The 21,640-nt window shown below is 45.2% G+C and carries 23 protein-coding genes; 4 read left to right on the top strand and 19 right to left on the bottom strand.

Annotation, left to right across the window (positions count from 1 at the left end):
- Window positions 1-121 precede the first annotated feature (121 nt).
- The 4 genes from H7C18_RS24405 to H7C18_RS24390 all read right to left on the bottom strand — a co-directional run bounded on the left by H7C18_RS24405 (window position 122) and on the right by H7C18_RS24390 (window position 2,419).
- Window positions 122-697 carry an NUDIX hydrolase gene (locus H7C18_RS24405; RefSeq protein WP_185131724.1) on the bottom strand — a complete coding sequence of 192 codons (576 nt, stop codon included), beginning with the start codon at window positions 695-697 and terminating at the stop codon, window positions 122-124.
- Between the two features lie 175 nt (window positions 698-872).
- Window positions 873-1,349, bottom strand: a complete 477-nt coding sequence (locus H7C18_RS24400) for an NUDIX hydrolase (RefSeq protein ID WP_185131723.1) — start codon at window positions 1,347-1,349, stop codon at window positions 873-875.
- Window positions 1,350-1,373: 24 nt separating this feature from the next.
- Window positions 1,374-1,760, bottom strand: coding sequence for a hypothetical protein (locus H7C18_RS24395; RefSeq protein ID WP_185131722.1), 387 nt, complete (start codon window positions 1,758-1,760; stop codon window positions 1,374-1,376).
- A 44-nt stretch (window positions 1,761-1,804) separates the two neighbouring features.
- Entirely contained in the window at window positions 1,805-2,419 is a 615-nt protein-coding gene (locus tag H7C18_RS24390; protein WP_185131721.1) for a metallophosphoesterase, read from the bottom strand.
- 257 nt (window positions 2,420-2,676) lie between these two features.
- Here H7C18_RS24390 and H7C18_RS24385 point away from each other — a divergent pair, with 257 nt between their 5' ends.
- Window positions 2,677-3,114 (top strand): DUF5412 family protein, encoded by a 438-nt coding sequence (locus H7C18_RS24385; protein WP_185131720.1) that lies wholly within the window; start codon window positions 2,677-2,679, stop codon window positions 3,112-3,114.
- Here the strand turns inward: H7C18_RS24385 and H7C18_RS24380 are convergent.
- From H7C18_RS24380 to H7C18_RS24355, 6 genes are all read right to left on the bottom strand, one after another.
- Entirely contained in the window at window positions 3,109-3,324 is a 216-nt protein-coding gene (locus H7C18_RS24380; protein ID WP_185131719.1) for a hypothetical protein, read from the bottom strand. The genes H7C18_RS24385 and H7C18_RS24380 overlap by 6 nt on opposite strands.
- 76 nt (window positions 3,325-3,400) lie before the next feature.
- Entirely contained in the window at window positions 3,401-3,946 is a 546-nt protein-coding gene (locus H7C18_RS24375) for a hypothetical protein (RefSeq protein WP_238357931.1), read from the bottom strand.
- Between the two features lie 9 nt (window positions 3,947-3,955).
- The gene (locus H7C18_RS24370; RefSeq protein ID WP_185131718.1) at window positions 3,956-4,771 is read right to left on the bottom strand and encodes a hypothetical protein; all 816 of its coding nucleotides are present in this window, start codon (window positions 4,769-4,771) and stop codon (window positions 3,956-3,958) included.
- Between the two features lie 59 nt (window positions 4,772-4,830).
- Window positions 4,831-5,955 (bottom strand): NAD(P)-binding domain-containing protein, encoded by a 1,125-nt coding sequence (locus H7C18_RS24365; RefSeq protein ID WP_185131717.1) that lies wholly within the window; start codon window positions 5,953-5,955, stop codon window positions 4,831-4,833.
- Window positions 5,909-6,949 (bottom strand): prolipoprotein diacylglyceryl transferase, encoded by a 1,041-nt coding sequence (locus H7C18_RS24360; RefSeq protein WP_185131716.1) that lies wholly within the window; start codon window positions 6,947-6,949, stop codon window positions 5,909-5,911. Before H7C18_RS24360 ends, H7C18_RS24365 begins: the two co-directional genes overlap by 47 nt.
- Before the next feature lie 212 nt (window positions 6,950-7,161).
- Entirely contained in the window at window positions 7,162-7,755 is a 594-nt protein-coding gene (locus H7C18_RS24355) for a TetR/AcrR family transcriptional regulator (RefSeq protein WP_202887418.1), read from the bottom strand.
- 168 nt (window positions 7,756-7,923) lie between these two features.
- On the opposite strand from H7C18_RS24355, the gene H7C18_RS24350 reads away from it, so the two are divergent.
- Complete coding sequence (locus H7C18_RS24350) at window positions 7,924-8,952, top strand: aldo/keto reductase (RefSeq protein WP_185131715.1); 1,029 nt, start codon at window positions 7,924-7,926, stop codon at window positions 8,950-8,952.
- Between the two features lie 68 nt (window positions 8,953-9,020).
- Here H7C18_RS24350 and H7C18_RS24345 read toward each other — a convergent pair whose 3' ends face one another.
- The 3 genes from H7C18_RS24345 to H7C18_RS24335 form a co-directional block, all read right to left on the bottom strand.
- Window positions 9,021-10,097, bottom strand: coding sequence for a dienelactone hydrolase family protein (locus H7C18_RS24345; RefSeq protein ID WP_185131714.1), 1,077 nt, complete (start codon window positions 10,095-10,097; stop codon window positions 9,021-9,023).
- An 85-nt stretch (window positions 10,098-10,182) separates the two neighbouring features.
- On the bottom strand, window positions 10,183-10,476 hold the full coding sequence (locus H7C18_RS24340; RefSeq protein WP_185132023.1) for a hypothetical protein: 294 nt from the start codon (window positions 10,474-10,476) through the stop codon (window positions 10,183-10,185).
- Between the two features lie 25 nt (window positions 10,477-10,501).
- Window positions 10,502-10,690 (bottom strand): aspartyl-phosphate phosphatase Spo0E family protein, encoded by a 189-nt coding sequence (locus H7C18_RS24335; protein ID WP_337913899.1) that lies wholly within the window; start codon window positions 10,688-10,690, stop codon window positions 10,502-10,504.
- Between the two features lie 198 nt (window positions 10,691-10,888).
- On the opposite strand from H7C18_RS24335, the gene H7C18_RS24330 reads away from it, so the two are divergent.
- Window positions 10,889-11,218, top strand: a complete 330-nt coding sequence (locus H7C18_RS24330) for a helix-turn-helix domain-containing protein (protein WP_202887413.1) — start codon at window positions 10,889-10,891, stop codon at window positions 11,216-11,218.
- 151 nt (window positions 11,219-11,369) lie between these two features.
- Here H7C18_RS24330 and H7C18_RS24325 read toward each other — a convergent pair whose 3' ends face one another.
- On the bottom strand, window positions 11,370-13,262 hold the full coding sequence (locus tag H7C18_RS24325) for a DUF2075 domain-containing protein (protein WP_185131713.1): 1,893 nt from the start codon (window positions 13,260-13,262) through the stop codon (window positions 11,370-11,372).
- A gap of 267 nt (window positions 13,263-13,529) precedes the next feature.
- Window positions 13,530-14,462 (bottom strand): HNH endonuclease, encoded by a 933-nt coding sequence (locus H7C18_RS24320; RefSeq protein WP_185131712.1) that lies wholly within the window; start codon window positions 14,460-14,462, stop codon window positions 13,530-13,532.
- A gap of 53 nt (window positions 14,463-14,515) precedes the next feature.
- On the opposite strand from H7C18_RS24320, the gene H7C18_RS24315 reads away from it, so the two are divergent.
- Window positions 14,516-15,172, top strand: a complete 657-nt coding sequence (locus H7C18_RS24315; protein WP_420481886.1) for an IS3 family transposase — start codon at window positions 14,516-14,518, stop codon at window positions 15,170-15,172.
- A 1,183-nt stretch (window positions 15,173-16,355) separates the two neighbouring features.
- On the opposite strand, the gene H7C18_RS24310 is transcribed toward H7C18_RS24315, so the two are convergent.
- The 4 genes from H7C18_RS24310 to H7C18_RS24295 form a co-directional block, all read right to left on the bottom strand.
- Window positions 16,356-16,823: a hypothetical protein gene (locus tag H7C18_RS24310; protein ID WP_185131710.1), complete on the bottom strand. Its 468-nt coding sequence runs from the start codon at window positions 16,821-16,823 to the stop codon at window positions 16,356-16,358.
- 63 nt (window positions 16,824-16,886) lie between these two features.
- Complete coding sequence (locus H7C18_RS24305) at window positions 16,887-17,297, bottom strand: very short patch repair endonuclease (RefSeq protein WP_185131996.1); 411 nt, start codon at window positions 17,295-17,297, stop codon at window positions 16,887-16,889.
- A 574-nt stretch (window positions 17,298-17,871) separates the two neighbouring features.
- On the bottom strand, window positions 17,872-19,554 hold the full coding sequence (locus H7C18_RS24300) for a DNA cytosine methyltransferase (protein WP_185131709.1): 1,683 nt from the start codon (window positions 19,552-19,554) through the stop codon (window positions 17,872-17,874).
- Window positions 19,551-21,638 (bottom strand): AIPR family protein, encoded by a 2,088-nt coding sequence (locus H7C18_RS24295; protein WP_185131708.1) that lies wholly within the window; start codon window positions 21,636-21,638, stop codon window positions 19,551-19,553. The genes H7C18_RS24300 and H7C18_RS24295 overlap by 4 nt, the downstream gene beginning before the upstream one ends.
- Window positions 21,639-21,640: the final 2 nt, after the last annotated feature.

The following is a 21,640-nucleotide window of genomic DNA, read 5'->3' as shown; positions in this document are numbered from 1 at the left end:
GAAGAGGCGGCAGTCGGCGGAATGCCTTCCGTTACACAGGTCCACCGTTCCGCCGGGGATGCTCGCTTTTCGATCATTTTAACATAAGAGTGCCGCTCCAGTGGCTTTTACAATCTCATTTTCAATCGTCATTAGGAAAATTCAGTTCTTTAGTTAGATCTTCCAAAACCTTGGGGAGGAAGTCGAGTTTCCATCTTGGATCCTCCCTCAGGAATGCGGATACATGATTGGCGTGCACAAAGACAAGGGACGCGAATTCGGGGATGATCTTCTGACGAAGGAGTTCGTTCTCGAAATGACGATAATGCAACTTTAATTGATTAGAATCAATCGCTAGCTCGATAAGGTATACGAGAGCGATAGCTTGCCACTGCACCATGTACTTAGGCGTAACCCTGGATACCAGATTCGGGTCGGTCAGACCGATTCCTGCTTCCTCTTGCGATTCCCTAAGCAAGCTGGCGAACATATTGACAACGTCCCCTTGAAAATCGCTCTGCTCAACCCCTCCCGCGACAAACTGCAGCCTTCCGGGAGTGGAGGTATGGGCGTTCATCTCTCCGATTACGAAGTACCCATCCTTGGTAAGGAAAACTCCGTTCGCAACCACTCCGCGGCACCTATACGGATGATCTTCGCTAAGCTGCTTGGAGAACATGAAGTGCGCATAGTCCGTTTTTTGCAGCGTGACCTTCAATTCCTCTTCGGACAAGCTCATCTGTTTAATGGAGTAAATGTCGCCTCGAATAAGGGCTGGTTTTTCTATTATCAAAGCGTCCAGTAGGCATTAATCGATTCTTGAAGGCTGGCTGGAAGGAGGAATTCTTCACGATCGACAGTTACAGATATGTTCTCAGGAATCGGTTTTACGTTCATGGCCCAACTCCCAGTCGGTGCAGCAGCTTATAATCGGGGTTCGTTTCCCAGGCTTCAAAAGGCACCAAGCACTTTGCATTCATCGCGTCCAGCAATCTGGATCTCTGCTGCGGTCTCGTTACATACTCCCCAATGTTGGATTCATCGATTTTGATGTACCTGGCTTCGAGGATCTCGTCTTCTTGGATTTTGATTTCTCCGCTTATGTATTGAGCTCTGAAGCATACAGACAAGACTTGCTTTGTCGTATTCATGTAGACGCCTGTGATCCCGATCGGCTTAATGACGATGCCCGTCTCCTCCAGGAACTCTCTGCAAACGGCTTGATCCAGAGGTTCCCCCAATTCAACATTGCCGCCCGGCATTTCCCAGGTATCCGAACGCCCATGCGTTTTCAAGAGCAACGCCTCTCCGAGCTCATTGGTGACGAGAGCCGAGACCGATATGCATTGTTTAGGCAGTTGGTATTCCAAGCTTCTCCCTCCGACGCCAGATATTTATGGCTTTATTCTAGCATCCGTTGCGACCCATCTTCCGTCCTGTAATTTTAGCTTTAAAACAACATTCTCGTTAAAGCCTGTGATCCCGCTTCGATAGTAGTTATGGAGTGAAACTCTGGCGATAAAAAACAAATGCCATGGACGTATATGTTGATACAAGTGGTTTTCCGGATTGTATACCGATTCGTAGTTGGTGATTCCTCTTTTGGCCGGATTTAATTTGGCATACGTGTTCTCTGTCATATAGCCAACATAATTTGAACCATTTCTCATACCGTTCTCTACAATCTGTCTAGTATCTTTGACAATCCAAACACCAACGAAGATATAACCAACAATGACGATTAAAAATGCAATCGTGCTTATTAGTAGAGTATTCTTCATCATCTGACCTCCTTCCTTGTGAAGATGCTCGATGGCGAACCACTTTAAAAGCGTAAAACCTCCCGCTTCTCGATTTTTCCGGTAGACTGCTTGTAGACATAATAAATCATTCGGCTTAAATCAACCAAAGCGAGTCCCCGCTCTTCCTCAAGAAAGTACGTATGGCTGCCGAGATCGCCATTCAGCCTTGCGCCGTCGAAATAGATACGTTCAACCGGCGTATGACCGTGTACGACAGGTTTGTTACGCGTTAGGCTGAAAAGAACTTCCTTCGAAATGTCGTAAAAATCGGCTTCCGACATCCAGAGGATATCTCGACTCTGCTCATTCAAGGCTTCATAGGGGTTCAGTCCAGAATGAGTGAAAATAAATTGGTCATCTTCGTAAACCAACGGCAATTTACACACCCACTCCACAAGCTCTTCCATTTCCGCCGCGGCGAATGTTTTCTCGAAATCTTTTAAAGTTTTCTGTCCCCCATGCTTCAACCAGAGCTGATCTCCGTTCCGGTAGTAGTCCTTCATCATCTCCTCGTGATTCCCAATCAAAGCAACAACATGATCGGGATGCTTGTCCTTCAGTTGCTTCACCGTCTTAATAACCTTGCCGCTATCCTTGCCCCGATTAATGTAGTCTCCTCCAAAGATCAGCTGATCCATTGAGATTATCGTATCAACCCCAAGGCCTGACTTGGAGACGTTGAAAGATTAATAAAAATCGTAAAATGCAAAACATAGATTATGGGGAATGAGTCTAATATTATAAAGACTCGGATCCTATTTACAAATTGTTGACTTTTTGAGTTTAGTTATGGAGGTGAGAAGCATTTGAAGAAATATAGTTGGGGTGCCTTCTTCCTTATCATAATTCTGTACTTAACGACAGCATATTCACTTTATTCAAATATAAGAAGCAAATGGCTGATTGCCTTCCTTTTTATGTGATTCTTCTTTTTTCTTTTTTAACATTGACTCTTGGAGTAATAGGTTTTTTCGATAAAACAATTCGGAATGCAAAGTTTAGAAGCCGGTTTACAACGATTTTCTCGATAATACTAATTTTTGTTCTTTTCATTACGATGCTTTTTACAACGATGTTTTCAGGGGCAAAAGAACTACTGACAACAGTTCACTCTCCTGACGGAAAATACACGGTTAAGTTCTATCATACCGACGCAGGTGGAATGGGGACATTTGGTGTACTAGGTGAATTAAACGGACCCTTATGGTTTAAGAAAAAAATTTATGTAGAGAAAAGAGTGGATCAAGTTGATATTGAATGGAAAGATAACCATACGATTTTGATAAACAATCATAAGTTGGATTTGAGGAAAGGAGAAACATTATTTTTATAAAAATAGAACAAAAGCAGCCTGTTGAAAATGCATATTTTCATAGAGGTTAAGTCCAAAATGGGTGAATATAAATTGGTCATCTTCGTAAATCAACGGCAAGTTACACACCCATTCTACAAGCTCTTCCATTTCCGCCGCAGCGAATGATTTCTCGTGATTGCCGTTCAGAGCAACGACATGATCAGGATGCGTGTCCTTCAGTTGCTTCACCTTCTTCAAACCTTGCCGCTGTCTTTACCGCGATTAATGTTATCTCCTCCAAAGACCAGTTGATCCTTCCCTTTATTCAGGCAAGTCGCTTTTTTTGTTTTAGGATCTGGAGAATAATCCCGATCCACAGCTCGCCTTTGTTCACGATGAACGCCGGATCCTGAAGGACGCTTGATCCTTCCGTCGATGTCAGCTTGACCGCTTGGAGCGTCCAGGCATACATACCGATCGGTCCCAATCCGACCGTCAGGAGCGTCAAGATTTCCTTGGCGATAATCCAGTTATATTTGAAGAGCCCCCAGTGGGTCCGTACCGACAGTAAGATCCCGGTGATGATTACGAAGATGACGGAGTATCGAACAGCTGTTTTGGATAACATTTGCATACTGGTATAACACGCTTGAAGCACACCGACATCGTTCGTATTGGCAGCTGTAATGCTCAGAATCAGGAAGACAAACGCTTCGCCAAGCATCAGCCCGGAAAATAACAGATGGAGCGTCAGCAGCCACTTTCTCTCGGTTGCTCCGATTTTCCCCACGACATCTGCCCTTTCACTCAGGATATCCCGTTTGGTAAAAGCTGTCTGCACGCCGTAGGGCGACCGAAGATTTCGTCTCATGTTCCCTCCTTAATCCCGGCTATTGCACGTAAAATCGATGGAGTCGAGATACGGGCACGTAATCCACACGACAATCGCCGCATCCTTCGGAAGCCTTCTGCTCTCGAGAACATCGTACAGATGAATCGTATGGATCGGGTCGAGCCAAACCCCCGTATGTCGATGAAATCGAACCGCTCGGTTCCGATATTGTTCCATCGACAGGCGGAAGGGGCGGATGAACGCGACTTCGCGATATCGGCCGTATTTCATCCTTAATAGCGGGGCGGACAACCGATGCCCGGTCGTTACGCCGATGAAGGAATGGTCCATGGGCGCGGATCGTGCTTTCCGATGCAGAAAGCCGTCGAGCATGTTCCCTGAAGCGATCGGAAATAAATGCACGATCGGACCTTCGACGTTATATTCCTGCAGTTGTTGAATGCACTCGCTGAACGCCGTTTCAAATGGGTTAGGCGACAAGGAAACCCAGCCGCCGATCCCGATCGTACGAACGCCGCGGAACGGGAGCCACCTGTAAGCCAAATACTTGGCCAGTTGAATGAGGGCCGGAGCCTGACGGACCGTAACGCGAGGGTGATTCAAGTAAAGCTTCCTTCCCTGATCCGCGTAGGGTGTCGTGACGGCCGCTCGCTCGAGAAAGTGAAGCTCCTTGGCTCCTTTCCCCTCGTTCTCTTGCAGAAATTGCAGCAGGATTCGAAACGTATGCGATCCGGGATCGGACATGGCCACCAGGCGGTCCACCGATCCGTACCGATCGAAAAAAGCTTGAAAGCGGCGGACTTTATTTCCTCCGCCCGGTCGGATCAAATCTTCCCGCTTCAAAAAAATCGGCGCTTGGCGCGAAAAAGCATCGCATCTTTGCAACGGCGACAAAGGAACAATCATGGGCACAATTCTCTCCCTAAAGTAAGCGCAGCGTGTCTCGCCCCGATCATGAACCGCTGTGCGGGGCCATAACGGGGTTCCGTGATTCCGCCGACCATAAACAGCTTTGCTACGCTCGTCTCAAATCGGAAATTGACGATCGGGATGTCGCCTTCGACTCGAATGGCACGCCGAAGACCGGGATCCAGGAAGCGGAGCGCATCCAATCGGTAGCGGAAGCCTGTCGCCGCGATCACCCTATCATAGGACTCGTTCAATACGCCCGATCGGATGGGTCCGCCTTCCTCCTCATACAGCTTCAAGTCGTTTACGTCCGCATAGACGGTGCGAAGGTCTTTCGATTCCCATAGGCTTTTCATATCCGGCGTAATGGTCGTCTCGACGAATTTCTGGCCGAGCAGCGATTTGATCCGCGGCGGCAGGAAATAGTAATACGGAGTGGCGTACAGGATGAACTTGAACACCGGCTTTGGCAGATTGATCGGCTCGGAATAGAACACGGGTTGCTTGCGCATGACCCAGGTGACCTGGTTTTCCTTGGACAGATGGGCGGCGCATTCCGCGGCGGACTGCCCTGCTCCTACAACGAGCAGACGCTTGTTTTTTAGCTTCTCGTAGTCCGCCACCTGCCAGCTGTGCAACACAAGGTCGGATCTCAGCGGTGCCAGACCGTCCGGAATCACGCGGTGATTCTCGATGCCCGTGGCCATGACGCTCGCCTCGGAGACCACTTGCCGCCCGTCTTCCAACGTGTGTACGAAGAAGGCCCCCTGCTTCTTCACATGAACCACTTTTTGCCGTTCGATTGGAAATGGCAAGCGCTTCAACACATCCCGCAAATAATCGCGAAATACCGAAGTCGGGATGCGATGGTTCAACAGCTCGTCGGCCCGGTCGGGGAATTTCTGCCGGATAAAGCGCTCGATGTTGAACATTTTGTCTCGCGTATAGATCTCGCTCGTATGATAGTCGGACCGTATCGACATGGAGCCGAGCGTATGATCGAACCAAAGCGAGAAGGGCTGCCCCGCGATGACGAACGGCACTTTGCGCCGCCAAAGCTCATAGGCCAGACTAATGCCGTAGGGACCGGCCCCGACGATCATCACGGTGGTGTTCATGTGTCCCCCTCTCCGGAATGGGAAATCTTCCTAAAGTTTTGCCGTGAATTCCGTACCCGACGAACATGATGGCCCCGATGAGCAGAATGATCTCTATCAAATACGGAGTATGGAACAAAAGCTGATTCACGGACTTCAGCGAATGAGGCTCGGATAGCGGACTGCGCTGCCCAAATAAGGGATCGGCAGCCTTCCCGAACAACAGCAGCGGAATGGGCGAGAGGATCGCCATCACCGAAAAGTAATAGGTAATCCGGTTTCTCTTTTGATGGAAATAAATGTCCGCGCGAAACCATTCCATCATGATGCGCGTCGCTCCATGGTAGATGAGAAACCCGATGGTAATGAGACCGTTGGGCAGATGTAAGGGAATGAGGCACATCAAGGTCGTAAAAGCGGCGAGATTCAGGCCGGCCTTGTAGAGCTGCACCGGATGAACGCGCACGCCTTGGAGCTCGGGATGAAGCCGTAAAATTTTCGATTTCAAGTTGGTGTAGGCGACGCCCCATCGGGAAGTCGTTGTTTTCCCGTAACAGCACCCGTAATTAAAACAACCGATTCGTCCGAAAAATTGTCCCAGCAGCGTACCGAAGCAAAGACCGTCCCAAACGAAGCTGAGCGGGATGTTCGCAACGGAAGCATATAGAATCGACCATAGAACGGCACCTACGATTCCGCCCTGGAAGTAAAACCCGGTCTCGAACAAATATTTTCTGGGATTCCGGTAAAATTTCTTCCCGAGCGCCATCAGATGCATGAGCCTGGCGCCGGCCCAAACCATCCATCCCCCGACCGGCAGCATGTAGTAAGTGCTTTCCGGGACGGCATATCCGTGAATGAACAAGTAATAATAGAAAGCGGTTAGGATCGACATCGCGTTCAAGGCGCTGAAGATTCCGAAATAGACGATATGAATTTTTTTACCGCTATAAAGAACCGGGTGGTCCTGTACCCTTTTGATCGCTCGGAGCAGCACAGACGGTTTCTTTTGCATACCCGTTTACGCCATGGACTTACCGGCCTCCAGCCGGATGAACTGACGAGTTCCCTCCCCTTCTTCAACTGTTTTCCTTTTCAGTTTAGGGGTTATTTCTAAAGGGGCTCTAACAGGGATCTAAACGAAGTCTAAAAAAAGAATAAACCGCTTGATGAATCGCCATCAGAGCGGTCGTGTGCAGGGTTCCGGACTGCAGTACCTTCCAAACTTCAAACCTTGTGGTCAAGACATGGTGCATGGCGTATATATGCGGTCAACATCCTCGCTATATCTTCAGGAGGCATGGCACGATCCGTCTTAAACCAGTGTTGGATCATTCCAAACTGTGCATTTCCTAAATAAGCAATTGCGTAGTCGGTAAATAGACTTTCATTCTTATCCGCTTGATCTCGTCTCAGATTCTCATACAAGCGTGTGCCTACTAGATACTGGAGCCGTTCTTTTAATTCTGCCGGAGCTTCCGAATGGAATAGCGCTTTAAAAAAGCTGGCATGCTTATGCATGTATTGAAAGGCTTTGGCGATCGGAGGATAAGCTCCTTCATGATCAGGATAGTTCCTCAACTCCTGAATACGGACAGGTTCAAATACACTTAATAATCCTTGAATCAAGGCCGTTTCCTCAATCAGATGAAAAATATCTTTATAATGCAAATAAAAGGTGCCTCGATTTATTCCCGCTACTTGGCAAAGGTTTTTAACTGTCAGCCTTTTAACCCCTTCTTTCTCTAAAATAGACAACAATGCGTTCTCCATTAGGGTACGACTGCGGATCACTCTCGTATCCGTACTATTTTCGATCATTTGTTTTCCTCCTGCTATGAAATGCGTTCGTTATCAACACTTTTCGCGTTGTATCTATTAATCAACACTCGGCCTTTTATGTTCATTGAACCCCTTGTCATGCCTGATTATAATGACTGCTATAGCCTTAATCAACACGAGTTCATTATAAATTCAGGGAGGAAAACCATGGAATACCGATATCTTGGGAAGACGGGTACCAAAGTCAGCGCGTTTGCATTAGGCGGATCAAGCTTTGGATCTAGGGCAAGCGAAGAAGAGAGTATAAAGATGATTGATGAAGCATTGGATTATGGCATCAATCTGATCGATACATCCAACAGATACGGAAATGGGGAATCGGAACGCATTATCGGAAAAGCGATTAAGAACAGGCGGCAGAATGTCCTATTAGCTTCTAAATTTGGTGCGGAGGCTGCTCATGAATTAAATCATAGCGGCGCATCCCGTCGTTGGATCCGAACGGCTGTTGAACAAAGTCTATTACGATTGCAGACCGATTATATTGACCTCTATCAACTCCATCTTCCTTTTGAATTTGTTGCTTATGAGGAGATTCTATTAACGTTGAACGATTTGGCGAGAGAAGGGAAAATTCATCATATCGGCACTTCCAATCACCTGGGCTGGCAAATGGTTCAAGCACAAGCCATTAGCGATCGATATCCTATTCAGCGATTTGTAAGCGAGCAAACCCCCTATTCTCTGATTAATCGGCGAATGGAATTTGAACTTGCTGAGGTCGCTAAACAATATGACCTTTCTCTATTGGTGTACAGTCCCTTATCCGGCGGCTTACTAACTGGAAAATACAAGGCGGGTCAGGCTGCACAAAGCGATTCGCGCGCTGCCACTTTAAAAGGATATGCGGATACGTTAGATCCCGAGTTAGCTGAGAATGAGTATAAGTTTACGATCATTGAAAAGCTGCAAGAGCTTGCAAATGAAGCGGGGATTCTACTCGCGGATATGGCCGTCGCTTTTACCCAAAGTCATCCGTCCGTCACATCGACCCTATGGGGACCGCGCACCTTAGAGCAATTAAAAGCCTATATTTCCGGTGCAGAGTTGAGGCTCGGCACCGATGTGTTGGATGCGATTGATGCCATTGTTCCGCCAGGCAAACGTATCGATGACAAAGAGCAAACCTGGACGCCCGAGTGGATGAGCGCCGAACGGCGCAGGAGATGGCAATAGGATAAGAGCCCAAGCGTTGAATACGCCTGGGCTTATCTTCCACATTCCGGTTATAGAATCCTAGTCCCCTATTGCAGCCACTTGTCAACGAACTCATACGATTGGGCTCCTTGCCATTGATGCCCGCCTTCAAAAATATAATGATTCAGCTTATCCGCCGCCCCCAATAGACTATAGGCCTTGTTTGTTATTTCGAACTGTTCGGTTACGTTGGCGAGCCCCCGTTCCCCGTTTAGCGGATCTTGATCGCCCGTCTCGATCAAGAGCGGCCTCGGAGCGATCAATGCGCCGAGATCTCCCATATCTACATGCTGCCATACATGCGGTACATAGTTGCAGGAGCAATTATTGGATAATTTCAACAGAGAATCTCTGTATCCATAGAAATACCCGCTGATGACGGCGCATCTCACCCTGTCATCCAGGGCAGCAAGCCACAACGTCTGCAGTCCTCCCCCGGACAGGCCGCAGCATGCGATGCGATCGGCTCTGCAGTCTTCCCGGGTTGCTATGTAATCCAACAACCGCATGAGATCCCATACCCACATCCCGGTGACGGACTGTCCCATGCTGATCGCCATGTGATTCAGCTGCGCACAAGTGCTCTTTAACAAATCGCTCTCCTGGTCCGACTGCCCTGTCCACTCCCTGCGTTCGCCAACCCCCCTGGCATCCGGGCAGAAAACGAGATAACCCCGTTTCACGAATTGGACGCCGTAATCGCTATTGTATTTCTCAATCGCATCCTTCACGGCGGGAATATCCGTCCTTCCGGCAACTCCATATTTCCCCGCGATGCCATGGCCATGCGGAGCGATGACGCACGGGCGCCGCTCGCCGGCTTTCAAGTCGTCAGGAACAAGCAGATAGAAGGGCATCCAGACGTCCGGTTCCGTCTGAATCGCCATCTTATCCCTCTGGAATCCGTTCTGTTGCACAGATTCCAGCAGAGCAGGCTGTAAATCGCAGGTTTCCATCTGATCGATCCCCGTAATCTCCGTTAATTTGGATCTCGCCGTTTTTTTCCAATCTTCATATTCGGACAGATCTTCTGCGTCAAACCCCAGCCTTCTCCCGCCGCGGTCATATACGTCTAGCAAATGTCCCATTGAAGGATAGTAGCGGTTGGTAGGAATCGTCCTCATCGATTCTCATCTCCTAAACGTTTTTTACAGCAAATCTTCGCGAACCGGCGTAATTTAGATAAACATCTCACAATTTCAGGATCGTCTACGTTTTCTCACCAGGCAATGTGCCATTCAGTAGAGCAAAAACAAGCTGCGCACCATTCCTCATCCCCTGCAGATAAAGCCGCTCATTCTCCAAAGCCCGATTGAAATGATGCTTGTCCTCCCATTCCATAAATCCCGGCAGTAGCGTTTTATCTACACCGGAAAACATAGCCTCAAAAGCTTTATTTTCTTCGTCGTTAAGTTTGCACTGCTCCGACTGACGTCTGATCATTGCTGTAACGTCTTCCAGTCGACTCTGAATTGCGTTTTGGAACCATGGCGGGAGTTCCATTTGTCAAAACCTCCTTCCCAATAACTTAGGCTTGGCCGGACTGCCGATTGAGTTCCGACTTCCTATGTAATTGGACAATGAGTTCGTCCACTTTTCTGCTTTGAGCTTGAAGTGCATCGTTTTCAGACAACGGAATTCCCTGAGCCAAAGATTCACTTCCAAGCCGATTGAGCTTTTGTTTTTCCATTTCGATCTGCTCCGCCCATTCCTTCACGCCGATCTCTCCGTTCTTGCTCAAATTTGATGTTATTTCCGGTCTTACAATTGTGGTATCAGTGAGGCCAATCCTGGTAACACTGGAGATAATACATTATTAACTACTGAAAATAGTACCTTTTAAACTCATTAAAGTCAATTCTAAACTCCACCATAATAGGAACTGAAAACTCGGTTTGAAGAAGAGGGAATCGACATGTACGATAAAAATGCCGTAGGCGAACGCATACGGGCACGAAGAAAAGCTTTGGATATCTCTCAGGAAGAATTGGCAGAACGAATAGGCCGGGTGCCCAAATTTTGTGCGGATATCGAACGCGGTCAAGCGGGGATGTCCATCGAAACGATGCTGAGTATTTGTTCCCTCTTAAAGCTTTCTCCTGATCAACTTCTTCTTGGGGCTTCGAACCAAGCGGCTAACAGTAATGAAGCGGAACTTATTATCGATGCCCTGAAACAGTGTACAGAGAAGCAACGTAAAGATGCTTACGCCCTTTTGAAGTTATTTCTTACTGCGATTCGCTAAACAGAAACACGCCTAAACGACGATATTGGTCCAATTTAGTACCTTTGATTCCAAACCTTTTAGGACCATGCAATATGGCTCGCTCCCCACCCCCTATACGAAAGGGACCTCAATTCCACGGAAACGTGGAGGAGATCCCTTTTTAAATCAATTATTCCCTTTCTAGTTGAGACACCGCATCCAGCATAAAGATTCGATTTAAATGCGCCCTTAGATAATCCCGGAGCTCCGGGTTACGACAATATAAGAAGCATCCCTTCATGCCCCTGGAGATCAAGACTTTGTATATATTTTTAATCAGTTTTGTTAGCTGTTGGTTATCATTCTTAAGCCCTCTTTTCCCAAGCTTGTCCTTGTATTCTTCATAGTCGGCATAAATCCGCTTCGCTTCCGGATCATATTTGAGATCATTGCCGATGATGACGCCCACATAATCGAATTCCAACCCTTGCGAAGTGTGTACACACCCGATCTGTTCGACTCCTCTTTCGTCTATCGCCCATGTAGGCAGCGCTCGCCCATTCCAGGGCATTTTGAACTGATGCTCCGCAATGATAACATCTTCAACTTCTCCATTTGGGTTGCCCTCCTTCGCATCGGTCCAGTTCCAGGCATATCCGGCCAACATTCGAGCTTTGTAGCCCTCATCGGCTTTCTGCTTAATGTGACTATAAACGGAATTGGGATTATCCAAGAGAACAAACTGAAAAGCCTCTTGATCCCAACCGTCAAAGTTGCCCGTCTCTCGAATCTGAAAAATATGATCGATCCAATTCAGGAATCCCTCCGCCCCCGAACATCTAAATTGCGCGGACAGGGCATACTCCAAGACTACCGAGCCGTTCATATGTGCGATTCGTTTTATCTCCTCGACGGTGCCTATATCGTCTGGTCGAATACGCTGATAGTCATCGATAAAGAATACATTTATCTTGGACGCTTTGATAATATCCTCGATTTGATTCAAACCTTGGTACATATAGGCGCCTTTCCCTTTAAGCCGGTGGGCTTCGTCGACAATCAAGACGTCAAAGAAGTCGGGAGTAGAATCGTAAAATTGACCGGAACCGGCGAAGAGAACCTTCGTTCTCGATTTACTTTTGGGTTGTTGTTTAACCAGGGTCTCGACCATTGCCGACCGGAAGGAAGCATTGGGGGCGACGAACTTAGCATTCAATTTCTTCCTGAGGAGTCCGCCTAATGCGTTCATCGAGATGACCGACTTTCCGGTTCCGGGGCCGCCCTTCACGATGATCGTTTTCTTCTTTGTTATGTCGTTCGCTTCGCTCAGGATGGATTCATAGGCAATCTTCTGTTCATCCAATAGCGTGAATTCAGAGTTCCCTTTAAACAATCCATCGATATGTTCAATAAGCTTCTTGGAAGGGCGGATTTTCCCATTTTCGATAAGGTACAGCAGATTTATCCCATTGCCCTGACCAGTATGCTTATGGATAAACTCCTGAAGCTTCAGCGTATCTTCAGATAGAAATAAGGGCGCTTTTTGAATAATGGGTTGATATTGCTCGCTCTGAAGCGGATCTGGCTGCGGAGTTCTGTAATTATGTAGAAAGGCACAGGAGTAGCTATGAAGTTGATTAGAGTAAACAGCTTCGTTCATATCCTCCAAATGCTGTCTATACGACCATGCTTGATAGGAAGGATGCGTCATTTCTCGTTCCTTACCTCCAACACAAGCCAGGACCACATCCTCCCGATCCGTTGCTTTGGCCGAGTCCCATTGCTTCAGTTCCACGATGATAAAATTATTATTTCCATCCTCATCTTGTCCCGTTACGATAAAATCAACTCTTTTACTAGTTGCCGGGATGTTGTATTCGATCAAGATTCCACAATCGTCCGCAATTTGGGAATTGCGAATGACACGCTCCATAAATTGCATCGAATTATTCCAAGCCCTAATCTCTCCGCGGCTCGGCTGCATTCCCATCTTTTTCACGAAGGCTTCTTCGATTGATACCGTAAGCAGATTGCTATCGACTTTCTCTCTAAATTCACGAGCGCTGCTGCTGTAAATAATCAATGTTCGCACCTCTATATATTCTTTCTGTCAAGATTTTGGCAAAGACATAATTCCTTTCGTTTTTCGACAGCTGGTTCAATGAGACAAAATCACTTGCCAACCTTCATAAATCTTACGAGAGTCTGCCACCTACGCGCCATCAATCACATATTAACAACGTTTTAATACTACTTCTGTTCTCAAACGCGAATCGGTTATAAACTGCGGCAACAATATCTTGTCTGCACGCGTATGCTTTTATTTAATACAAAGAGAAAATCTTTATATTCAGGCCAAGTACACATTTTCATTATGCCATCTAAGATATTGAATCGAAGGTTTTTCATTAATATTGTCAGGGACTTCAGCCAAACTCTTGCCATGGAATGCATAATACTCTCTTCCGTTACCGTAATCCTCTTTAATCCTCTTGCTCACCTCAATGTGTAAATCGGCATTGATCGTGATATACCCTCGATCAAACAAGGTATGAATATCTTTCCTCAACAATAATCCATTGCTTGTCATATGAGGGCCATTCTGAGAATATGGCTTTATATGTGCAGCCTCCAGAACTGGCAATGTTTTCTCGCCTGTTATTGCACAACGGCGGTGATAGGCTTCAGTCACCATTATCTTAAACGTTCCCTGGCCAATTCTTGGATGAATAATTTGCTCCGACCCGTATCTATTTGCTTCATTCTTTTCCATAAGTATTTCAGTATGGTTTAGCGAATATCTATGCAATTTAGTTTGAACTTGTGAGTATAGTAAATGTCCGATTTCAGTATCGGTATCATATGTTTTACCTTGTACAATATTTGGTTTCCAGTCCTCGGGCACAGGAATCCAGTCCTTTTTGTCAAAGAAAAATGGCATCGAGAGGATGATACAACCAATCGTCGGATCGGGTTCCGAACGAAAATCACTCTTACGGTACTTATGAATTGCATTCCGAAAGCTCAGGTAATCGCTTGTTCCGTTCTTATTTCCAAAGGCTTCCCAAGACAACGAGACAGGCAAAAAGGAATGACGGACAAAGAAGCCTCCGCCGACAATAAAATTATTGGGACTATGTAATTTGAATAGAAAGAGATCATCGGCCTGGATAGCTTTAAATGATTGTCTGCCACCCGGCTGCCAAAAATTCAGTTCATCCGGCTGTTCATTAGCCAAATATCGAAACCAGTTATAATCCGTAACACCGATATAGAACTTCATATATCTTCACTCCGAAAAACGCAACTTTAATAGTCCATTAGACTTATTCCACAATTCAACTGAAAATTCCTTTTTCGACATTAATTTTCCGTCATAATACACGTAAAATTGGACAGATCATGAAGAAGCATGGTTTGGTCTCCACGTATACGGTAGCGCAATACAAGCCGCACAAGAGCGATTCCAATAAGTCTGAGGTGAAGAACCAATTAAAGCGTAAGTTCAATCAGGAAGAGCCATACGCCGTTGTGGTGAGCGATTTGACATACGTACGAGTAGCAGGCAAGTGGAACTACGTATGTCTTTTTGTCGACCTGTTTAACCGCGAAATCATCGGATATAGCTGTGGGGCCAGGAAGGACGCTGCACTCGTCTATAAGGCCATTGTGAGCATCTCCGTTCGGTTGGACCGCATTCAAATGTTCCATACCGATCGCGGAAGAGAATTCGACAACAAACTGATTTCGAAAGCGTTAGAGACATTCGGTATTAGCCGCTCCCTCAGTAACAAAGGCTGCCCGTATGATAACGCGGTGGCAGAAGCGACCTACAAAATATTCAAAACGGAATTCGCCAATCAGACTCACTTTCAAAGCCTGAAACAGTTGGCTCTGGAACTCAGCGATAACGTTCATTGGTTCAATCATCATCGAATTCATGGAACGCTAGAGTACCGCACGCCCGTTGAAGCTAGAACCCAGCCCTCATAATCGTTGTCCAGTTTAGTGTTGACAATCCAAGATAGCCTATTTAGTATATCTCCGCTCAAACCATCAATTATTATGGTTAGAAAATTACTGTCCCCTGAAATCTTACAGTCCCCTAAGTTCATTTTGGCGAGCTCGATAAGTGAGTCTGTAAAATACTTTATGTATAAATGAAAGTAATAGAAAGCTTGGAAAATACATTTGGGTTTGTGGTCGAAGGAGCAGCTGAGAGCGATAATAATTAATCTGTCATCGCTCAAGACACACAAAATCTTCGAGAACCCAAGTCATACCTCGCGGCCACTCGAGCATGATACTGTTGTAGTTTAAAAACTTCTGATAGAACATTAAGTCTTGAAGTAGTCTTTAAGTCCGATTTCATAACCATAGAAATATTACTTAAACCTTACAATCTTTTTTTGAAAGATGACCCGGCAAAATGTCCAACACATTACTTGCAATGTCTATTCCATCGAATGCACTTAATATACCATGACTTATGCACTTTGTTGAATTAACTGGAAGCCCGCTGAATCTGGCGACGCCAAAAGAGGCCACCAAGTCATAAGAATTGACGTGGGCAAATAAACCGAAATAAAACTTGTAAAGCGTTGAGCCTCTATGTCAAAATCAACATAGATTCGTTGGATTCCTTTGCGGGTTTTCCGGCTGATCTGACAATGAGTGAAAGAGGAAACGGACCATTGCACCGTGGGTGTAGCCTTCGTGATCACTCGTTTTTCTTTGCCCCATTTGCCATAATGCAAAGGTGAGCAACGTCTCCGTGGCAAACAACACAGTTTCATGTGAGCGAGCTGGTGAGACTACTACGTGGAATGGCAATGCTCATTCAAGCTCTTGTTTGACTGCCCAAAAGAACACTTCTATGCGCCAACGTTTCCCGTCAACCCTCAGCGCCTCAGCGGGTGCATCGTGCCGTTTGCTAATGATTAAATAAGCGCCCTTGTAGGTCGCCGAATCGTCATCCCCGTTAATCCTCTCTCAGTTACGTAGCGACAACGGCAACAACCGCGTTTTCGAAAGCTTTCGCAAGGGGAATTCGCCGGCGCTCCCATCTTGCATACCTTGAGTAGCCGACCTTCCACACCACCGTCGTACCGTACGGTATACGACGGTTCAACCGTTTGAGAGCAATTGACGTAAGTGCTCGTACTGAGCAGAGAAGTCATAATACCCTGCCTGTTCGAGTCTTTCGTTTGTTACAGAGCGATTCAATATTGCGCTTACGGCTATTTGCCAGTAGCCCAGTCGGGTGTTTCCCTATTGGTGCGCCTGCCACTCCGGTATCCCCAGCTTTCACAGGTTTTGCACCTTCGTCCTCGCTCTCTTTAGTCGTATTGATTAAATGAGTTATCTGTTCTTCATAGTCTTTTTCTCTTGAAATCAGAAAGATCAATAAATCTAAATCTTCTTTGATTTTTGTATCTCTATCGATATCAGTATCCATACCGGACAGAATTTTATTAAGTTCACATGGCTGAAATACAAAAATGAAACCTGAATGCAAAAATAGTCTGTGAAAATTAAATCCATCGTTTTTTATGAAATCAACAGCTTCATTCCGAGAGCTTTTTTGAAGCTTGATAATGACGGATTTTAGTTTTTTTACTTCATCGAAATCAATAAATTTCAAAAAATCACCTCACAATCCTCCATTTTATAGTACGCTGCAACTCTCACGTCCCTTATTTGTCGCTTAATTTATAAAAACGATTGAATGAGCCAGTTCATCCAATCGTTTCTCTGAATCCTTCTTCAATTCACATTCCCATATGATCTCCACCCCCCAACCCATGGCTGAGAGAGCACATACTGATTCGTTGTCTCTTTCCACATTTCGCCGAATCTTTGGAATCCAATACTCAGGATTGGTCTTGGGGACGCGGTAATACTTGCATCCTTGATGGCCATGCCAGAAACAACCATGTACAAAAATCACACTCTTATATTTGGGCAACACAATATCTGGCTTCCCAGGCAATTTAGAATCATGCAGACGGAAACGAAAACCTAACCGATGCAAATACTTTCGCACAATTATTTCGCCCTTGGTGTTTTTTGAACGAATTCGAGACATAATTTCACTTCGTTTCTGCGGATCAAACATATCATATGGCAACAGTATCACCCAACCTTAGAAAAAGCATATCATCAAAAGCACATTTATTAATTCCAAATTATCTAGCAATGAACTGTCCGATCTAAGACCTAGCTGTTCTAGCAGACATTCAGTAACGGCTTGTCCAATATGGGGGCACAGCGCTTCCGACATGCTGATATTGAGAGTTCTTTGAACCGTGGAATACAAAACTGGCTAAACAAAAAAGACCTTGTCATGAAACGACAACGTCAAAATTTTCTGTCATTTCGCCTGCACATAAGTATCAATTTCTTATTTGCCATGTTTCTCAAATAGTCCATGTGGGAAAACACCATTATTAAAATACCAAATAAATTCAAAGTTTTCAAGACGATAGTGTTAAATCAAAAAAACTCCTAAATATTACAATGGAATTAAGTCGCCATTCCGGTCGCGAGTGAGCCAGGTCTCCGATAATGGGAAGCCTTGTACTCCGTTGTTAACTCCCATACCCCCGAAGGTAATGCTGGGGCTATCGCATGTATGGATCTTCAAAAAGAAAACACCCAGAAGGGTGCTCTAGTTCATTGTTGGACAGGCATCAGACAAATAACAATGAATTGCTTTGGTTGTCATCAATATATCCATGAACACTATGAACGTGTTGTGGCTGTACGTCTAAATATTCAAGAAAATGTGTTGCAATCGACTTGGCAAGGATTGGCGGCACCGCATTACCCACTTGTTGGTACTGAGCATCTTTAGTTCCGCAGAAAACAAAACTATCAGGAAAAGTCTGCAAACGCGCAGCCTCGCGAATGCTAAGCGCGCGGTCATGGATTGGGTGAATCCACATTGATTTTCTAACATTTACTACTGTTCCCGAAGGCTCATCATAGATCAAGCGCAAATAAATCGTATTCTGTGTTCTTTCGGAATCCGAGTAGGTCGTTTTAAGCTCTGGCTTTAGGCTGTGGAAATTTTGCCCCTGTCTGATTGCCTTAAATCGCTCAAGCGCACGCTCGGTTGTTGCAGTAGATACATGATTATATAATATTGTTGAATCATGCAACGACAACCCCAGCTCAGAAATCCCATCCGGGGCAGTTCCAATTGGAACCCCAATGTTACCTTCCTCTATTCTTGTCGTTGGTTCAACTGCTTCCAAATCCCCAATAGCATCATGAACAGTTTTAAAGTTTTCCTCTTTTATAGTTCCCACAGGCAACTCGATGTGATCTGCGATGTGCTTTTTAATGCCCATAACAACATATCGCATTCGTTTTTGAGGTGCACCGAAGGTTGCTGCCGACAAAACACCCTTGCTGATGGTATATCCGTTACAATCCGCTTCCAATATGGACGTAATGTAGTCCAGGACGGACATAGATTTCACATGGGCAACCAAATCACCCTCATCAGAGAACCTTTCAACAACAATTCTATTATTTTTGATTTCCAGTGCTTTAGAAAGCATACGTTGTAGAAGTATTGAAGGTCTAATTGCTTCACAAAGCCCATCAATTTCATCATAATTGAAATAGCGTTCTAAGGCATCACCAGCTTGCCGTCCTTGTTGTATAATATAGTTTTCGCCTTCAATATCGAGCAGTTCTTTAGCAAGTGCCGTTAGTTTACGCCGATGTTTAATTAACGCAGCCCTGAGTTTATCCATGTTCCCACGATTCTTGAAAACTACATTCAAAGCGAGATAACTTTCATCTTCCCATAAATAACGGGAAATCATATTTGCATCCGAAATAATCTCTGTTATGCCTTTGAATACAAATTCCATTTCAAGAAGATGTATTTGTGAATCTGTCGTAGGAATTCCATATTGCTCGATATCACTCATATCCTCATCAGCAACGAAAAACCGATGAATCTCTGATTGAAGCATACTAACGTTTTCCATTAAAAACGCCTTAGGATCTAAATGAAGAACAGTCTTAACAAACTTCTTTACAAGAGAGTTGTTGAGACTTATTGCATGGTTTTTCTGGCGGTTTGCATTGGAAAAACCTTGGCACGGAGGCCCGCCGATGACAATGTCCACGTGTCCTAGTTTTTTCTTTGTTTCTTCCGATAAAGCATCCTCGACATCACTGTACATACAACTTTCTTCAATTGCATGATTCCGGAGATAAGTCTGCTGAGCAAATCGATTCATTTCAAAAGCAGCTTTCACCATGAACCGACCAGTCTGAAGGAATCCAAAACTAAGCCCACCTGCGCCAGCAAACAAGTCAACGATACTATATTTGATTTTTGTCCGCTCACTCATAGCTTGAATCCCTCCTCTTGAACTCGTTCCAACACTTCAAGAAGTTTCTTGCTTTGTGCTGGTGTGGGTATTTTCAGTGGTATCTGACAAGCGATTCTTAGCGCGGTGCTTTCATCGGGTGTAATCATGCGCTTACTCATCGCAAATTTCATGACCGCATTCCATTGATCCGGGGCTATCTCTGTGCAAACTTTTGTCTGTATTTCGACTCCTGATAGCATTCGCTGATCTGATTTTGCTTCGCGTTCAGCTATTTTCTTTTCCTCTTTATCGATGAGGCAAGTTTTGATCTCGGACGGTAAATCGAAATAAATGATACTTACGCTTTTCCAACATTCTTCACGTTTGCACCATTGGGTTACGTTTTCTACTTTGCGACTCTGGTCAGTTAATTTGTTATAGACTAATTCAGAGAGGGATGTTAGTGCCAAAGCAATAGGAGATGGAACAGATTGTCGCGCCCATATGCTTGCCAAGTCTAAGTTCATATCAGGATACTGCGCCGCTATTAGTTTATGTAATAATGCTATAGTATAAGTTACAATGTTAGCACGATAGCTTTGAGTATACCACGGTTGATGCGAAACCATTCTTTCAGTATATCTAAATAAGAGCATCAAAGCAACGCTCTCTTGCCAGTATCTCTCATTGAAAATCAGCCCATTATCCGTTTCAGCCCAGTCTTTATCGGTAGATTCAGCGAAGGCAGCAAAATTCGTTTGAGCCCCTCTACTCACTATGTGAGGCAAGCATTTCCAAGAGTTTCGGACTTTCGCAAGATCAGTTTTTGTGACAAGTTGACTCTTGGGATTTTGCAATAAGAATTTTTTCTTTTCGCTTGGGGTCAAGCGCATTTGCTTTTGCAAATACTGTCCACGCGCTCTTTCATAAAACCACTTTGTATCGAACTGCGAACCGCCTGTTGCACGTGCAAAGAGCCTTTGCGAGAATTGCTCCATACGAACATGAAACGGGTGCGTGGAGAAGAAGTCGGCATCGCTTACTTTGTTCTGACTATTAGACGAACGCGATATATTCTGCATTAATTCTGTTGCTTCGTCAGCAAGAGATCGTTCAATAACTGTAAGTTTCATTTGGACAAAAATAGAACTGAGGTCTGCCTTGTCTTTATGGCGAGCATTAGAAAGCGATGCTGTTGTTTGACCGCCGTTAATAATTTGAAAATCTGCAGCACCGACAAGGAAGGTGCCTTGTGAAGTGATTTCAGTTTTTATATTCAATGCCGTTGCGGCTATTCCATTATTATATGCAAAGAAACGTTCCGGGCATTGTAGAATAGTCGTTCTAATTTTCTTATTCACAGCAACCTTTGTGGATAAAAAGGAACGAACGTTCCCTTCAAGCAATGAACTGCCATATCGATCATAGATATCAGCGAGAAGAATACCCGGAATAATGCATAGATAGCTTTTGAAGTCATCGGTCGCGGTGTCACTAGCTTCGATGCAAGGGATACCACTTGCGGTATACTCCTTGAAGTCAATTTCAATAATTGAACGCCCAGTATCCGAGCCACAGACTTTGAAAAGCCGCTCTAAATCCCAAATTTGGCACTCAACAGGTACTCCATCGATCTCAGTTATGTCCAAAGCTTTAATTGCAGAACTCATAGTTGAAGTTGTAAATATTAGAAGCTGATATTTTCTTATTATTGCTCTTTTTTCGCGCAACAAGTCCACCAAGTCTGAGCAGGCTCTGCTCATTTCAATTTCACTATGGAGCGAGCTATTTAAGGACTGATCGACGAAATACACGAGACGTTCTTGTAACTGCGTTGCTTGTGTTCGTGTGATAACATTTTCTCTATCTGAAGAATCGAAATCGGCTATTACTAGCGACATCGTTTTATCAAATTCATCAAACGCATATCCATCAACTCGGAGCTTGCGATTACGTTTACCTGTTCCTTCAAAATATGAAGCAGTGAAATCTAATAAGACTTCTGCGCCTTCTAAATATCCAGCGAAACTACTGACAAAAGAGGCACAAGAACCCTCGCCAGTAGCCGCGGCTTCAGCCCTGACATTTTCCATAAAATCTTTTCTGAATTCTTGTGCATCCATCT

The sequence above is a fragment of the Cohnella zeiphila genome, assembly GCF_014212055.1.
Taxonomy (GTDB): domain Bacteria; phylum Bacillota; class Bacilli; order Paenibacillales; family Paenibacillaceae; genus Cohnella; species Cohnella zeiphila.
This window is presented reverse-complemented; position numbering and strand designations above follow the sequence as displayed.

Coding starts and splice junctions, on each gene's coding strand:
- H7C18_RS24365 (WP_185131717.1), bottom strand. CDS start 5,955: ATGAACACCACCGTGATGATCGTCGGGGCCGGTCCCTACGGCATTAGT.
- H7C18_RS24330 (WP_202887413.1), top strand. CDS start 10,889: ATGTACGATAAAAATGCCGTAGGCGAACGCATACGGGCACGAAGAAAA.
- H7C18_RS24395 (WP_185131722.1), bottom strand. CDS start 1,760: ATGAAGAATACTCTACTAATAAGCACGATTGCATTTTTAATCGTCATT.
- H7C18_RS24340 (WP_185132023.1), bottom strand. CDS start 10,476: ATGGAACTCCCGCCATGGTTCCAAAACGCAATTCAGAGTCGACTGGAA.
- H7C18_RS24305 (WP_185131996.1), bottom strand. CDS start 17,297: ATGTTTGATCCGCAGAAACGAAGTGAAATTATGTCTCGAATTCGTTCA.
- H7C18_RS24375 (WP_238357931.1), bottom strand. CDS start 3,946: ATGAGACGAAATCTTCGGTCGCCCTACGGCGTGCAGACAGCTTTTACC.
- H7C18_RS24360 (WP_185131716.1), bottom strand. CDS start 6,949: ATGCAAAAGAAACCGTCTGTGCTGCTCCGAGCGATCAAAAGGGTACAG.
- H7C18_RS24350 (WP_185131715.1), top strand. CDS start 7,924: ATGGAATACCGATATCTTGGGAAGACGGGTACCAAAGTCAGCGCGTTT.
- H7C18_RS24320 (WP_185131712.1), bottom strand. CDS start 14,462: ATGAAGTTCTATATCGGTGTTACGGATTATAACTGGTTTCGATATTTG.
- H7C18_RS24300 (WP_185131709.1), bottom strand. CDS start 19,554: ATGAGTGAGCGGACAAAAATCAAATATAGTATCGTTGACTTGTTTGCT.
- H7C18_RS24295 (WP_185131708.1), bottom strand. CDS start 21,638: ATGGATGCACAAGAATTCAGAAAAGATTTTATGGAAAATGTCAGGGCT.
- H7C18_RS24385 (WP_185131720.1), top strand. CDS start 2,677: ATGGCTGATTGCCTTCCTTTTTATGTGATTCTTCTTTTTTCTTTTTTA.
- H7C18_RS24390 (WP_185131721.1), bottom strand. CDS start 2,419: ATGGATCAGCTGATCTTTGGAGGAGACTACATTAATCGGGGCAAGGAT.
- H7C18_RS24345 (WP_185131714.1), bottom strand. CDS start 10,097: ATGAGGACGATTCCTACCAACCGCTACTATCCTTCAATGGGACATTTG.
- H7C18_RS24355 (WP_202887418.1), bottom strand. CDS start 7,755: ATGATCGAAAATAGTACGGATACGAGAGTGATCCGCAGTCGTACCCTA.